Consider the following 14,547-nt stretch of genomic DNA (forward strand, 5'->3'; position numbering starts at 1 on the left):
CGCTGCCCGGGTGCTCGTGTTTGTTGCGGCGATTATTCCCCGTCGAAATAATCCGAGCAACAATGGTCGGGCCCCGTCCGACGCACGCTCAGCCCGATGACCACGCGAGACGGGTGCGAGGCAAGCGCCGCGTGTCCTGTCGACTACTTCAGCACGTAGCTGGCCAGCACGCTTTGCACCTCGTAGATGCTGAGCTTCTTGTTGAACTGCTTCTGGAACGGGGTAGCCATTCCCGAGATCCAGATCTTGAGCTCGGCGTCGAGATCGAAGGTGCCCGCCGTTTCGATGCTGAAGTGCGTGATGCTCTTGTAGGGGATGGAGTGGTACTCGGTCTTCTTGCCCGTGAGACCTTGCTTGTCGACGAGGACGAAGCGCTTGTCAGTGAACACGAAGTAGTCTCGGATCAGCTGATAGGCATGCTCGACAACCTCCCCGCTGGCCAGGATCTGGCTGAACTCGCGCTGAATCTTCGCAGGGTCCATCTTGGCCGCGTTGCCAAGCCCTCCGTCTAACAGTCCCAAAGGTAGCTCCATCTCATGAATATGCGAGACCGGTTCCCGATCGTCGCGAAGGCCGCCGAGGCGGTGGGCGGCAAGTGTAGTGGAGCACTCACGCCTTCTATCCGCATTTTTGCATTCGATTTAATATTTCGCCGCGAACCAATGTACGAAGCGTGACGAGGCAACAGAGGAACCCATGACCGCCACCAACACACCTTCTCCAGGACCACCCTTCCAGCTACGGCCGGGCCCGTGCATCATCAAGCACACCTTCTCCTCGCTTCTGGACATGGAGCTCGAGGCGGTCGAGTACGACGACGCCGCGCGGGTCGTCACGCTCAGGGGCAACGCCTTCGACAGCAGTCTGATCGCCTCATTCGTCCTCCGGGATCTGCGCGACGCGGGGATCATCGTCTACTACGACGAGACCGGCGGGCCGCGCGCGCCTGGCGCTCGATGGCAGCTGATGTTCTGCCTGGCCGGCGTTCTATATGAGTGCGAGGTCGCCCTGCAATCCGACTTCTCTGGCGTGCACCGGCCCGCGGCAAGGCTGACTCCTCGAGGATGACATTCGAGTGGGTCGAAGAGGCACGGAATTTCTTTGTCTTAGGAGTGGGACCCCAAGGATCCTGTGCGTAGGGAATCTCATGTTCGGTGAGAAGTTCGTTCAAAGTTAGGCCGGAATTCCATCAAATTTACGACGTAATTTTGACGGCGGCGCTCGTAAGTGATTGATTGATAAGAAGAATTCTCGGGGTGGGCGTTCGAGCTCCGATTCGGGAGTTCGTCCCGGTTGTAGTCTTCAGGTAGTCGGCACTTCCAGGAGCCCCATGGCTGCCAAAGATCGCTACGCGAGCACCAAGGCGACCGCTGCATTGCTTCGAGCAGGACGCCGGTACCAACGCGATCGGCTGCGCGCCGCAGACATGATCAGCCTTGGTGAGGCAGCGTCGTTGATGGAAGTGGAAGAGGCGACGGTCGTCGCCTGGGTTCGCACCGGGAAGTGCATCGGAATTTTGGGACGAACGATGGCGCTCCCGCGCTGGCAGTTCGACCCCTTGGTTTGGCCCGCGACCCAAGTTGTCGGGAATGGGCTGGGAACGACGGATGGATGGCAGGTGCTCAGTTTCATGGAAACTCCGGCGCCGGCCTTGAACGGCCTGACGCAGCGGGTGGCTCTGGAGCAAGGCGTCCCGATCAGTCGCACTGCTGGCGTGGCCATGGCAGAGGCGCATTGAAAACGTTGCCGAGCTCGCGACGCTGCGACGGTAGCCGTGGCCGACCAGCGCTCTACCGCGCGGACCGCTCGCTCCTCCTGCGGATCCGGGATCCCTCGCTTCTCTCGGTAAGCGGACTGAGTTTCCGGTCAACCCATTTGCGGCCGGCAGCCAATGCTGCCGCGCTGGTGGCCTGACGGCCCAAGCTGACAGCTGTCCTGGCGGCCTCTTGCGGGGCAATCGGCTTGCAGATCCAGCCCTCGGCTGCGCCCCAGAAGGAATGGTGCCACCGAATATAGAGAGTCCAGCCTTTGTACTCCTCCCGGAGAACAGACGTGGAATTCAACGATCGGACAGCCATCGCGCCAGCATAGCCTGAAGCCGCAGCGAGGACGCGAGGGTGCAGCCAAGTTTTCTTCTTCTAAGACTGCGCCGGGCCGCCGGGCGCAATCGGCATTGCGAAGTCCGTGCTATCGCGAAGTACTTCACTGACTACCGCAGTCGCCTCGCATAGATTTGAGGCTGAAGAAGAACAAGGAAGTCTGCGATGAAAAAATGGATCGGCATGGCGATCGCCATTTCTGCGTTGGCGTATCTGCCTGGCGCCTATGCAAAAGGCGGCGGTCGCGTCGCCTATGGTGGCGGCAAGCACACCACAAGCCACGGAGGGCAGTACGCAGGCGGGCAGGGCAGTTCCCATCGTGGCGGCTCGTACAAGAACGGCCAGACAAGCGATCGATACGGGACGCACCAGCAGGCCGTTGATTTGCGGTTCCTTCGCCGCGGTTCCGATGCTGACGTCGCAGGAGCGGATCGTCCCGGCCGCCCTACGCCGCACCCACCGAAGCGGGGGTATCCACGGATATCCGCTACTCGGCGATGACGGGCCAGAGCCTGTACTACCTGGGAGAAACCAGCCTGTCGCACAAGATCCTCGCGATCTCGGAGGAGGAGGGCGTGCGGCAGGCCGCGTATGCGTTGAAGCTCTTGCAGTCCGAGGGCGAACTCACCATGGCGTCGACCGCCAAGGATGAAGCCAGCGGCACGCTGATGACGCGGCAGTACACGGTCAAGGGCCCGGTGATGCTGATGCTCACGACCACCGCGATCGACGTCGACGAGGAATTGCTGAACCGGTGCCTGGTGCTCGCCGTGAACGAGAGCCGCGAGCAGACCGCGGCCATCCATGCGCGACAGCGGCAACGCCAGACCCTCGCAGGCCTGCTTGAGGGCGCCAACCGGGAGGTGGTAGAGAGGGTGCACCACAACGCGCAGCGCCTCCTGGCGTCGGTGGCGGTGGTGAACCCGTGGGCGGACCAGTTGACCTTCCTCTCGGACAAGACGCGCACGCGGCGCGACCACATGAAGTACCTGACCTTGATCCGTGCCATCGCGCTGCTGCATCAGCATCAGCGGGAGGTCAAGACGGTCGAGCACCAGGGCCGGACCCTCTCGTACATCGAGGTCACGAAAGCCGACATCGCCCTGGCCAACCGTCTCGCGCACGAGGTGCTCGGGCGCACCTTGGACGAGCTGCCGCCGCAGACGCGGCGCCTGCTCGGCCTGGTGCAGGTCATGGTCAAGGAGCGCGCCCGGGCCGAGCGCATCCAGCTCGCGGACGTGCGCTTCACGCGGCGCGACATCCGCGCGGCCACCGCCTGGAGCGACAACCAGCTCAAAGTGCACTGCCAGCGCCTGGCCGACATGGAATACCTCCTGATCCATGGCGGCAGCCGAGGCCACAGCCTGCGCTATGAGCTGCTGTGGGATGGCAGCGCCGGCGAAGATGAAAGCGACCGCCACCTGTGCGGCCTCATCGATCACGCCGATCTCGACGACCCTGATCAAAACCACCCGCACCCATCCCTACGACCGGCGCAAGTTGGGGTTCAGCCTGCGCAAGATGCGGTCAAGTTGGCCCCGGGTTGGCCCCAAGTTGGCCCCGAGTTGGAGGTGGCCGATGGGACTCGAACCCATCAGCCACGCGGGCTGCAGGCCGATGCACCGGTCCTGGCGGCCAGAACGCATAGAGAGGGCCGGTCTGCTTCTTCCTTAGCCGCTGTCGTAGCGGCAGCCTGAGGCGGGAAACCATGCGCACTGGCGCCCGCCCCTACACGGCCACGCCCAGCCCGAGACAGCGCTTCGCGAGCCTCTCCTCCTCGGCCGGTGCCCCGAGCGACCTGCGCGGCCTGACCGCCGCGATGCACCGCTACCTCGAGCACCTGGGGATGGAGGGCTACACCCCGATCGGCCGGTACAACGTCGAGCGCTACATCCGGGAGTTCATCGCCTGGGCCGACGAGCGCGGCGTGACGCATCCGCAGCAGGTGACGCGTGCCGTGCTCGAGCGCTACCAGCGCTGGCTGTACCACTACCGCAAGAAGGACGGCGCCCCCTTGGCCGCGACCAGCCAGCGCGGCAAGATCATCCCGCTGCGAGGCTTCTTCAAGTGGCTCACGCGCTCGGGCGAGATCCCGGCCAACCCCGCGGCCGACCTGGACCTGCCGCGCCAGATCAAGCGCCTGCCGCATGCCGTGCTCACGGCCGGCGAGGCCGAGCGGGTGCTGGCCAGCGTGGACATTGGAACGCCCATCGGCCTGCGCGACCGCGCCATGATGGAGGTGCTCTACGCCACGGGCATGCGCAGGATGGAGCTCTCGGGCCTGGCCATCGACGACCTCGACGTGGAGCGGGTGGTGGTGTTGATCCGGCTCGGCAAGGGCCAGAAGGACCGTCTGATCCCGCTGGGCGAGCGGGCGCTGCACTGGGTTCAGCTGTACCTGGACGAGGCGCGCGAGCAGTTCGCCTGGAACCAGAATGACAGGACGCTGTTCCTGGGCAACGAGGGGCATCCGCTTCATCCGATGTGGCTGTCCACCCTGATCGCCAACCGGGTGGCTGCTGCCGGCGTGGACAAGCGCGGCGGCTGCCATCTGTGGCGCCACACCATGGCCACGCTGATGCTGGAGGGCGGTGCCGACATCCGCCACATCCAGGCGATGCTCGGGCACGCGGACATCAGCTCCACGCAGATCTACACCCAGGTGGCGATCCGGCAGTTGCAGCGGGTGCATGCGCAGACGCATCCTGCGGTCAGGCTGCGCGCCAGGCAGGCGCACAGCGATCCGGACGGGGGCGAGCCTCGGCCGGAGGCGAACGACGCCGCCAGCGCGCTTCTGGAGGCCCTGGCGGGCGAGGCCGAGGACGACGACGCCTGAAGGGCTTCACACGTCCATCTTGCGGTCACGCGTTCACGAGTCCATCTTGCGGCGCGCAGCGCGCTGATCGAGGAAACCCGGCCGCGAGGTCCGCCTCGTGGCGCACCAAAGGCCTTGACCCCGCAGAGCCTGCCAAGCCCGTGGTCGGCTCGATGCCGGCCGGGGGCCTGCACTCTCCCCGCGTCGGTCCTGTAGCGACAAACGCGACAAACACCGGCGCAAGCCTATCCTGCGTGCCAGAAATTTAGCGGCTAGAACTGGCTGCTACGGGTGCGGTGCGAGGCGCTCCCAGGCCTCGCGTGCGGTGATGATGGGAATGCCCGCGTAGCTGCCCAGCGGCAGCAGGTCGCGCAGGTCTCCCGAGGCGATGAGATCGACGGCGCCGGCTAGGGCAGCGGCCAGCACATGGTCGTCGTCGGCGTCGGTGGGCACGACGCGCGGCACGCTGGCGGGGGTGACCACGGTGGCCAGCTTGCGCAAGTCGGCGACGATGCTCGTCTGGCCGGCCAGGCGGTTGGCGAACTTGGTGCGGCCGATCACGCGCTGGAGTTCGGCCAGCAGGTGCTCGCTGGTACACAACTCGAAATCGCCGGCGCGTGCGGCGTCCAACAGTTGGCGCGGCAGGCCGGCGGAGATGGTGCCCGAGATGAGCAGGTTGGTGTCGAGGAGGAGGCGCACCTGCCGAGTATCACGTAGCCTTGATCACGCGCCTTGGCGGCGCTCCTGGCGATCGGCCTGCACTTCGGCTTCGATCTCTGCCTCGCTCAGTGGAGGCAGGCCCAGCGCATCGATCTTGGCAAAGGCCTCACCCAGGCGTGCGGCGGCGGCGGCGCGTTCCTCGCGGGCAGCCAGGAACTCCACGAAGTCGACGACCTCGGCCACGCGGCCGGGCGGCAGTTGCTTCAGGCGTTCGATCAGACGGGTCTCGATGGCGGTCATGGCCGGCTCTCTGGAAGGCGGTGGTTCGATTGCAGGTGGCTTTGCGCAGTTGCGCAATAGGTTGTAGTTTAGGTTTTAGCGCAGATTGCGCACGGTTTAGCTAAACATGTGCGAAAACCTTGGCCGCGCAAGGACCTTCCTCCACGGAAAATGCTTCCGATGCGCGTGATCCGCAGGGAGCCCGCTCAGCTTCCTTCCTTAGCCGCCGCGCCTTCAGGCGCTGACTTCCTCAGCCCGCGATCGCGTGCGCGCGCCGGGCACAATGCGCCCCCATGCACGCATCCCTCACGCCTGGCCAACCCGCGCCCGTACTGGCGCGCGGGGCGCTGTGGCTAGGACCGGACGACTGGCCCGATGCCTTTGGCAATGTGATGGGGGACTACCTGGCACGCAGCAGCGTCTCCGGTGGCGCGGCGCAGAGGCGGGGCATCGACCCGGCTAATCCATACGGGTTCCAGGGCTCCAGTGCAGGCATCACCAACTGGCAGGCCAACGTGGAAGCGCAGGCGGCCATGAGTCCAGCGCAGTTGCCGACCTACGGTAGCGATGGCGGCCTGGGTAACAGTGAACTGCGCTTCGGCCCGGCCTACACGCCGGACTTCTCGGGCGTTGATGCGCGCCGAGGGACAGCGCCGGAACTCACGCCCGACATGTCTGCCGGTGCTTCGCAATCGCTTGCTTCTAGCCTAGGCCTGGCTGGTTCCGACCAGCGGGCGCCGGGAGTTCAGTTGGCTATGGGACCTGCGGCTGCCGCCTTTGTGGGCGTCGGGCCGGGGAGCGCTGGTGCCTTGGGAGGAGCGGCTGAAGGATTTCGAGCGTCCGGTCCCATGGGTGGCTCGCCGGGTTATGACCCTGTGAGGGAAGTGCCAGGCGGTGTCCAAGGGACTTCGGGTCTCAGCCTCCCCAGCTTTGGAACTCCCCCATCGTGGAGCGATGTGGGTAATGGCCTATTGAACGGGCTTATGACTGTCTCGCCGCTCATCGGGATGGGGGTGATAGGGGCCAACCTTATGTACAACTCGGGCGTCGGCTCGGGCGGCGTAAACAATCCACAATCTGCGGCAGATGTGCTTACGCCCGGTGGGCAGCCCATTGGTCAAGTCCAAGGAAGTGCCACGCCGGACATTCGAACTGTGACCCCCGGTCAGTTGGACAGCATCATTGATGGCCTCAAAGGGCTAGGAGCAACACAAGTTGATAGGCCAAGATATCGGGGCGATTGGTACGAACTACCAAGCAATCAAGGCGGGTTCGGTGTTCGAACTAGCAACAACAATGGTCGAACGCTCGACGTTAATATTCCATCTGTGCCCGACGTGACCAAGGTCCATCAAAAATGAAGATTATTCAATCATGACAAGCCATATCAAGTTCGGAATTCCGAAAGCTGAGTGGATTGAAAAGTCTATTGACGAAGCGCGGACCGACCCTGTCGGACTGTGGCAGATAGTGAAAAATGGTCGGCACGGGTTCGGATTGGCGGGCAGCGAACTCGAAAGCTTCGTGACTGACCATATAGTCGGTCTGATGCGAAGCGGAGCACAGCCGATAAGTGGAGATAAGGACTCCGCTTCCGGTTGGCGGTTGGCTATAAACGCTGGCGATGACCCCCAAAAGTTCGCAGAATCCGTGGTGGAAGAATGGAAGCACGCTCAAGTTGATCCGGATGTGGATAGCGTCTGGTTCGCCTTCCCCACCGCCTGGATGAGTTGAAATAGCCGCCGCGGAATGACGGTCGGTCAGTGCCGGCGGGCGCCGGTACTGACGCGAAGGCGCACCCACCCCAGTGGGTTGCCGTAGCGCTGCGGGAGCCGACCCCGTGCAGGCGCGGTCCAAGCGCCGGGTCCGCGCCCACGCGGACGCATGGGGTTGGGGTGCAGGGAGTGACCAGCGACCGAAGCCCGCCGCTGACGCAGCGCAGGAAGCCACCCGGGAGGTGACGAGGCGTCCAGCCTCGAAGCGGAACCGGCCACGGGGAACGCTGCTCGCCTGAGCGGACGGCCTTGGACGGGGAGCGACCCTCAACGGGCGGGCGCGGACGATGCCAGCGTGCTTCTGGACGTCCTGGCGGCGGAGGCCGAGGACGACGACGCCTGAACATCCATCTTGCGGCCACGAGTCCATCTTGCGGCGCGCAGCGGCTGTCGGTCCTCCGTGCGGGCTTCGGCGACCATTGTTGGCCGACCAACGCCTTGTTGGTAAAGTACTACCCATGAATACTCCCATCAGCCCGACGCCCGTCAAGCTCGATCCCGAGCTCAAGGTGCGCCTGACGCGCCTGGCCACGGCGCGCCACCGGGCGCCGCACTGGCTGATGCGCGAGGCGATTGCCCAGTACGTCGATCGCGAAGAAAAGCGCCAGGCCCTGCACCAGGACGCCGTGGCCGCGTGGGGCGAGTTCGAGGAAACCGGCTTGCACGTCACGGGCAACGAGGTGATGGCCTGGCTGGAGACCTGGGGCACTGACGACGAGTTGCCAGCGCCTGCATGCCACAAGTGAGGTTCGCGCCGGCGGCGCTGCGCGATCTGGAGCGCCTGCGGGAGTTCCTGCGCCCGAAGAACCCGGCGGCCGCCAGGCGCGCCGGCGAGACCATCATCAAGGCCGTGCAGGTGCTGCGTCAGCAGCCGATGGTGGGTCGGCCGGTGGAGGATCTGCCGCCTGAATACCGCGAGTGGGTGATCGACTTCGGCGCGAGCGGCTACGTGGCGCTGTACCGCTACGCCGGCGAGGGCGACGTCGTCACCGTGCTGGCCTTGCGCCACCAGCGCGAGGCCGGCTACGAGCCGGGTTCGAGCGCCTCAGGCAACTGATCAAAAGCGAGGCTCAGACCTCCTCGAGCCCTTGCCAGGTTCGCCCGGCCGACTCCGTCACCAGAACCGCGAACCTGCTCCCTACGACCCGCGTTGCCGCCGCGGCGGCCTTGTTCAAGGCGGTGGCACGATCCACCGCGGTGCCGGTGTACTCGGCATCAGGCATCCTGTAGCGCTTTCCATCGTCTGCGGTGATGATGTCCCCGAAGCCCTCCCGTGCCATCTCGGTGGCCAATTGGGTGTAGTCGTCCCAGGTCGCCTTGTGCAGAACCATGCGGATCGTGAAGCTGGCCATCGTCTCTCCTCAAAGCGGCGTAGATCGGGCTGGTCGGCGCGACTTCACTCGGTGCAAACCCTGAACACGCAGCCATCCCTTCCTAGCTGCTGCAGCCACCTTCAAACCCGCTACCGCGTGCGCGCGGGGCATGGCACGCGCCAAATGCGATCGATGTGACGCCCGCCAACCCGCGCCCGTACCGGCAGGAGTAACCCGCATGGGCATTGCGGATCAGCACCTTCCAATCCTGCTGCCCCACGTCTCGCTGCACCGGCCGCAATTGCGCGTTGCACAAGATGCGCGAACGGCCGTAGACGAATGGCCGCCGGGACATACTGTGTCGAACACGATCAGTCCAAGAACCTGCTCACCTACCACGACCTGCTGCAGCGTTACATCAACCACGACCAGGCCATCGAGTTCCGCCAATCCGAGATCGCGCGCATCAAATTTCCGCTCAAGCTTGCGTCGGTGACGCAGGTCGACTCGAAGACCAACCCGGCGGTGCAGTTGGCCGACGTGTTGATCGGCGCCGCTATCGAAGCGGTGAATACGCTGACTGGGCAGCGTCCTGCAGAGTTGGACGCCGAAGCAGTGATGTGGCTCTATGCCGACCACCGGTTCATCGGTTCATCCATATGGTGCCGTCGATCAATTTCGAGGAACAGCGTCGATTCCGCCAAGGCACGCAGGCTGCGGAGGTGATCGACTATTTCGCTCACTTTCACGGCCAGTCCGGAAGCTAGGGAAACGCTGAACAACAACCCACTGAATTCAGTCAAGCATGCCTGGCTATTTTCGCATGGTGGAATTGGTGCCTGCATGCGGCCGTGTTCAGGCCCATTCGCATTGATCGCTGGCGCTGCTGCCATCACTGCCACGCGCCGTGCGGAGGCACTCATCCATGGAGGAAGCCCCGCGCAAGGACGATGCGGGCTAACACGAGGCGCAACGAACGCTCGCGTGGCGTTCTTGACCAACCCGCGGGAGCCCGCCTTGCTGAATCCCTGCAGCCGCTTGCCCACGGCGAAGACGTGCTCCACGTGCGAGCGCACACTCGACTTGCTGCGATTGACCAGCCGTGCGATGTATCGCCAGCAGCATGCTTGCGCATGCGCTGATTGGCATGTGCGTTGTCGACCTCTTGCTCCCATCCGTGCGGCAGCTCGGTCAGCGGGGCTTGTCGTGCATGTTGGCAGCCGTCACGACCTCGCTGTGCGCCAGCCGCATTGTGACGGTCGACTTTCATAGAAGGAAGGGCGCGACGCGCTTGCCTAACGATAAATCCTTCGAATATCTCCACCAAATCCAAGAAAAAATACATTTCATGAGAAATATCATTCCATAGCCAGCCCATTCCGGCACAGGAAACACCAATGCCCACCACCACACCTTCCCTCGATGCCAAACTTTTTCTCGACCAGATCAGGACGCTTGGCGACATCGGCACCGACGCCACAGTGGGTGGGCGAACGCGCATCGCGCTCACCGACGACGAGAAGGCCGGGCGCGACCAAGTCGTCCGGTGGATGCGCGAATTGCAGTTGGACGTGCGCGTGGACCGCATAGGTAACATCTTCGGCATCCTGCCGGCCGCCACGGAGGCGGGCAACCAGCAGCCCTTGATGATGGGCTCGCACATCGACACGGTGCGCAACGCCGGGGCCCTGGACGGTTGCTATGGCGTGCTGGCGGGCTTGGCCGTGGCCCGTGCGTACCTCGTGGCCGGCGTGCAGCCTGCCCGCGCGATCATCGTCGGCGCGTTCACCAATGAGGAAGGCGTGCGCTACCAGCCGGACATGATGGGCTCGCTGGTCTACGCGGGCGGCCTTGCGGTGGACGAGGCTCTCGACACCATCGGCACAGATGGCACCCGCCTGGGCGATGAACTGGCGCGCATCGGCTATGCAGGCGACTTGGAGCCAGGCGCCATCGTGCCGCACGAATATCTGGAACTGCACATCGAGCAAGGCCCTATCCTGGAGGCCGAAGGCCAGCGTATCGGAGTGGTCGAGAACCTGCAAGGCATCTCCTGGCAGAAGATCACCGTGCAGGGCACTGCCAACCACGCGGGCACTACACCGACCCGGCTGCGCCACGACGCGGGCTACGTCGCCGCGGCCATCGTGGCCTTCCTGCGCGAGAAGGTGGCCGCCGCCGCCCCCGAGACGACGCTGGCGACCACGGGCTCATTGCGCTTCGAACCCGATGTCATCAACGTCATCCCGCGCAAGGCGACCTTCACGGTAGACCTGCGTGATCCGGACGAGAGCCGCCTGCAGGCTGCGGAGAAGCGTCTGGCCGATTTCCTCGTGGAGGTCGCCGAGCGCGAGGGTGTGAAAATCGAGACCGAGCGCCTGGTGCGCTTCGAGCCGGTGGTTTTCGATGCCGGTTTGACCAATGAGATCGAAGCGTCGGCCCAACATTTCGGGTTGTCGCACCGACGCATGACCTCGGGCGCAGGCCACGACGCGCAGATGATCGCGCGCATCGCCCCAGCGGCCATGATCTTCGTGCCCAGCCGCGGCGGTATCAGCCACAACCCACGCGAGCACACCGACGACGACCAACTCGTCCAGGGCGCGCAGGTGTTGTTGGATGTGGTGCAGCGGCGCTTGGCCGCCGCCTAGGCCAGGTTTCATTTCTTCGTGGAGGCAGGGCCGTGATGGCCTTAGCCAGTTCCCGTCACTGATCCATTCTTCAGGAAGCATGCCCATGTTGATCGCCAACGCGCGGGCCACGCGCACGCCCTATCCCGCCGCACTCCAATCGATCATGAGCGTGGCGTGGGCCCAGGAGAGCCGCCGCTGGCTTGCGCCCTGGCCCGAGATCGCGCGCAGCGCCACGCCTTTGTACGACCTGCCCGATCTGGCCAGCAAGCTGCACGTCGCGCGCTTCAGCGTCAAGGACGAATCGGTGCGCTCGCCGCTCGCCAGCTTCAAGGCCTTGGGGGCCCCGATTGCTCTGGTGCGTCAGATCCTGCGTTTTCATCCCGGTCTGGAGCCCGCGGCCATTTTGACTGGCCGCTACGCGGACCAGCTCAAGGGCTACACCGTCATCAGCGTCACGGACGGCAACCATGGCCGCGGTCTGGCGGCTGCCGCCCGGGACGCAGGCGTGCGCTGCGTGATAGTGTTACACGCCAACGTGAGCGTTGAGCGCGAGGAGGCGATTGCGGTGTTCGGCGCCGAAATCGTTCGCATCAAGGGCAACTACGACGAGTCGGTCGAGGAATTGGCCCGCCTGGCCGCGGAGAACGGCTGGCAGGTCGTCTCCGACACCTCCTACGACGATTTCCGCGGCGATGGTGCCGTAGCCCTGCATCACGTCACGCGGAATGTCCTCGTAGCCCTCGGACCGGCGCGCGTTCCGGCGAGGATGGTGCCTACCCGCACGTATTCGTGCAAGGCGGCGTCGGCGGCCTGGCGGCAGGCCTGATCAGCTACCTGTGGGAATACCAGGGAGTGCACCGGCCTCACTTCATCGTGGTCGAGCCCGAGCAGGCAGACTGCCTGCTGCAAAGCGGGATCCATGGCCGCGCCTCTAGGGCGATCGGCTCGGTCGACTCAGTGATGGCCGGACTGGCCTGCGGCGAAACCTCACCGCTGGCCTGGAAGTTCCTGACAGCCAGCGTCGACCACTTCATGACCATCGAAGACGGGCAGGCCATCGAAGCAATGCGTACGCTGGCGACCGGCGGCGAGCGAGACATCCCAATCGTGGCGGGTGAGTCGGGCGCGCCGGTCTGGCAGCCCTGCAACTCCTGCGCACCGATTCCAACCTGTCGGCGCAGGTCGGCCTCGATGCGCAATCCCGTGTACTGATCATCAGTACCGAAGGGGCCACTGCACCGAAGGTGTACCAGGAACTGGTCGGCGAATCGGCCGACGCGGTGCTGAAGCGGCAAGCAGCTTGGTCGGCCCGATAACGAGACCTGCATCCTGAGGCGTCCACGTGCGACTTCATGGAAGATGGGGACGCTGAAAGCCGCGAAGCTCTGATTCACCAAAAGGAACCCGCTATGTACATCGAGGACGAAGAACTGGGCACGCAGTTGGTCCGCTGGCGCCACCACCTCCACCAGATTCCCGAAACGGGCTTCAACGAGCACAAGACCTCGGACTACGTGGCCAAGGCGTTGGAACTTCTTGGTCTGGAGGTTCACCGAGGTATCGGAGCAACGGGTCTCGTGGCAAGTCTGACGGTCGGCGATGGCGCAGAAGTGATCGGCCTTCGCGCCGACATGGATGCGCTGGCCATGACTGAAACAGCCGACGGGCGCGTGTACATCTCGAGAAACGCCGGATGCATGCACGGCTGCGGACATGACGGTCACATGGCCATGGTGCTAGGCGCTGCGCAGCTTCTGACACAAAGCCGGGATTTCAACGGCACGGTGCGCTTTATCTTCCAGCCAGCAGAAGAGCACGGCCGGGGCGCGGCCGCGATGATCCAGGATGGACTCTTTGAGCGCTTCCCTGTGGACGAGATCTACGGCGCACACAACATTCCGGGCATGCCGGTCGGACACATCGCCACGCGAGTGGGCGGCATCATGGCCAGCGAGGACAACTTCGTCATCCGCATCAGGGGCCGCGGCGGCCATGCGGCTCGCCCACACATGGCAGCCGATCCGCTGGTGGTAGCCGCCGAGATCATTCTGGCGCTGCAGACCATTGTCGCGCGCTCGGTCGACCCCGCCGAATCGGCCGTTGTCTCGTGTACCGAGATCCACACCGATGGCATCCGCAACGCCATTCCCACCAATGTGGAGATCAAGGGTGACACGCGCAGCTATTCGCTCGAGGTGCAGGCACTGCTGGAGCGCCGCATGCGCGAAATCTGCAATGGCATCGCGTCAGCGCACGGGTCATCGTGTGAGGTGGAGTACACCCACGAGTTCGTGCCAACAGTCAACTGGCCGCAAGCGGTGCCTGTCACGGTCCGGGCGGCTGAGGCCGTGGTCGGCAAAGATAACGTTGATGGCAACGTGCCGCCGATGATGATTTCCGAAGACTTCGGCGCATTCCTAAAGGTCGTGCCAGGTGCTTTCGTATTTATTGGCAACGGTGCAGCCGGTACACCAGGAGGAGTGCCTTTGCACAATGGCCAGTACGACTTCAACGATGCTGTGTTGCCCATCGGGGCGCGCTACTTCGCTGAAGTTGCACGCCAACGACTGCCACAAGAGGATTGAGGTCAGAGCCCAACTCTACCGCTACCGGCGTCGCGTCTTCTTCGTCGGTCTCGGCGGGCAGCGATTGCGTAGCGGCTGCGAGCGCCTGGGCCTCGTTGAGGAACATGTCCTTCTGATCGGTCCCGCGGGCTTCGCTCTTGGCGGCGAACAGGTTGCGCTGCAACGCGCGCAGCCGCTCCAACGCGAGGTCACGCTCGGTGCGCGTCACGCGCAGTTCACCCACCAGAGACTCGCCCTGGCGCTTGGCATCGGCCAGCGCCTGCTTCAAGGCCGCGAACTCTTCAAGGGTGGGCATCTGGACCATTGATGCTTCGATCCGTGGTCTACCCCCGGAGTTCGTCGAAGCGGCCCGACCTATGCCATCGCATAGGTCGGCCAGGAGTTCAGG

General features: G+C 64.3%; 16 protein-coding genes and 1 pseudogene. 12 read left to right on the forward strand and 5 right to left on the reverse strand.

Annotated features, from left to right (window positions below):
* Positions 1–143 precede the first annotated feature (143 nt).
* A complete protein-coding gene (locus QZH52_RS35140; protein ID WP_301815934.1) occupies positions 144–533 on the reverse strand; it encodes a PH domain-containing protein in 390 nt (129 codons plus the stop codon).
* A gap of 163 nt (positions 534–696) precedes the next feature.
* Between QZH52_RS35140 and QZH52_RS35145 the strand changes: the two genes are divergently transcribed.
* From QZH52_RS35145 to xerC, 4 genes are all read left to right on the forward strand, one after another.
* Positions 697–1,068 carry a hypothetical protein gene (locus QZH52_RS35145; RefSeq protein ID WP_301815935.1) on the forward strand — a complete coding sequence of 124 codons (372 nt, stop codon included), beginning with the start codon at positions 697–699 and terminating at the stop codon, positions 1,066–1,068.
* Between the two features lie 262 nt (positions 1,069–1,330).
* Entirely contained in the window at positions 1,331–1,738 is a 408-nt protein-coding gene (locus QZH52_RS35150) for a hypothetical protein (RefSeq protein WP_301815936.1), read from the forward strand.
* Between the two features lie 858 nt (positions 1,739–2,596).
* A complete protein-coding gene (locus tag QZH52_RS35155) occupies positions 2,597–3,796 on the forward strand; it encodes a hypothetical protein (protein WP_301815937.1) in 1,200 nt (399 codons plus the stop codon).
* An 11-nt stretch (positions 3,797–3,807) separates the two neighbouring features.
* Positions 3,808–4,935, forward strand: coding sequence for a site-specific tyrosine recombinase XerC (gene xerC / locus QZH52_RS35160; protein ID WP_301815938.1), 1,128 nt, complete (start codon positions 3,808–3,810; stop codon positions 4,933–4,935).
* Between the two features lie 264 nt (positions 4,936–5,199).
* Here xerC and QZH52_RS35165 read toward each other — a convergent pair whose 3' ends face one another.
* Together QZH52_RS35165 and QZH52_RS35170 are read right to left on the reverse strand one after the other, a co-directional pair.
* A complete protein-coding gene (locus QZH52_RS35165) occupies positions 5,200–5,613 on the reverse strand; it encodes a putative toxin-antitoxin system toxin component, PIN family (protein WP_301815939.1) in 414 nt (137 codons plus the stop codon).
* A 24-nt stretch (positions 5,614–5,637) separates the two neighbouring features.
* Entirely contained in the window at positions 5,638–5,874 is a 237-nt protein-coding gene (locus QZH52_RS35170; RefSeq protein ID WP_301815940.1) for a DUF2281 domain-containing protein, read from the reverse strand.
* 272 nt (positions 5,875–6,146) lie between these two features.
* Here QZH52_RS35170 and QZH52_RS35175 point away from each other — a divergent pair, with 272 nt between their 5' ends.
* The 4 genes from QZH52_RS35175 to QZH52_RS35190 all read left to right on the forward strand — a co-directional run bounded on the left by QZH52_RS35175 (position 6,147) and on the right by QZH52_RS35190 (position 8,685).
* On the forward strand, positions 6,147–7,214 hold the full coding sequence (locus QZH52_RS35175) for a hypothetical protein (protein ID WP_301815941.1): 1,068 nt from the start codon (positions 6,147–6,149) through the stop codon (positions 7,212–7,214).
* 13 nt (positions 7,215–7,227) lie between these two features.
* Positions 7,228–7,587: a hypothetical protein gene (locus QZH52_RS35180; protein WP_301815942.1), complete on the forward strand. Its 360-nt coding sequence runs from the start codon at positions 7,228–7,230 to the stop codon at positions 7,585–7,587.
* Between the two features lie 499 nt (positions 7,588–8,086).
* Complete coding sequence (locus tag QZH52_RS35185) at positions 8,087–8,374, forward strand: CopG family ribbon-helix-helix protein (protein ID WP_301815943.1); 288 nt, start codon at positions 8,087–8,089, stop codon at positions 8,372–8,374.
* Entirely contained in the window at positions 8,362–8,685 is a 324-nt protein-coding gene (locus tag QZH52_RS35190; protein ID WP_301815945.1) for a type II toxin-antitoxin system RelE/ParE family toxin, read from the forward strand. The genes QZH52_RS35185 and QZH52_RS35190 overlap by 13 nt, the downstream gene beginning before the upstream one ends.
* Positions 8,686–8,698: 13 nt before the next feature.
* Here QZH52_RS35190 and QZH52_RS35195 read toward each other — a convergent pair whose 3' ends face one another.
* Positions 8,699–8,980, reverse strand: coding sequence for a hypothetical protein (locus QZH52_RS35195; protein ID WP_301815947.1), 282 nt, complete (start codon positions 8,978–8,980; stop codon positions 8,699–8,701).
* A gap of 300 nt (positions 8,981–9,280) precedes the next feature.
* On the opposite strand from QZH52_RS35195, the gene QZH52_RS35200 reads away from it, so the two are divergent.
* The 4 genes and pseudogenes from QZH52_RS35200 (at position 9,281) to QZH52_RS35220 (ending at position 14,159) form a co-directional block, all read left to right on the forward strand.
* Positions 9,281–9,667, forward strand: a complete 387-nt coding sequence (locus QZH52_RS35200; RefSeq protein ID WP_301815949.1) for a DUF3800 domain-containing protein — start codon at positions 9,281–9,283, stop codon at positions 9,665–9,667.
* 671 nt (positions 9,668–10,338) lie between these two features.
* Positions 10,339–11,592 carry a Zn-dependent hydrolase gene (locus QZH52_RS35210; RefSeq protein ID WP_301815950.1) on the forward strand — a complete coding sequence of 418 codons (1,254 nt, stop codon included), beginning with the start codon at positions 10,339–10,341 and terminating at the stop codon, positions 11,590–11,592.
* Between the two features lie 85 nt (positions 11,593–11,677).
* Positions 11,678–12,890 (forward strand): annotated as a pseudogene (locus tag QZH52_RS35215) (diaminopropionate ammonia-lyase).
* 93 nt (positions 12,891–12,983) lie between these two features.
* Positions 12,984–14,159 (forward strand): M20 aminoacylase family protein, encoded by a 1,176-nt coding sequence (locus QZH52_RS35220; protein ID WP_301815951.1) that lies wholly within the window; start codon positions 12,984–12,986, stop codon positions 14,157–14,159.
* Here QZH52_RS35220 and QZH52_RS35225 read toward each other — a convergent pair.
* Positions 14,083–14,463, reverse strand: a complete 381-nt coding sequence (locus QZH52_RS35225) for an IS66 family transposase (RefSeq protein WP_301815953.1) — start codon at positions 14,461–14,463, stop codon at positions 14,083–14,085. The genes QZH52_RS35220 and QZH52_RS35225 overlap by 77 nt on opposite strands.
* Between the last annotated feature and the right edge of the window lie 84 nt (positions 14,464–14,547).

It is taken from the genome of Variovorax ginsengisoli, from assembly GCF_030486595.1.
GTDB classification, from domain to species: domain Bacteria; phylum Pseudomonadota; class Gammaproteobacteria; order Burkholderiales; family Burkholderiaceae_C; genus Variovorax; species Variovorax ginsengisoli_B.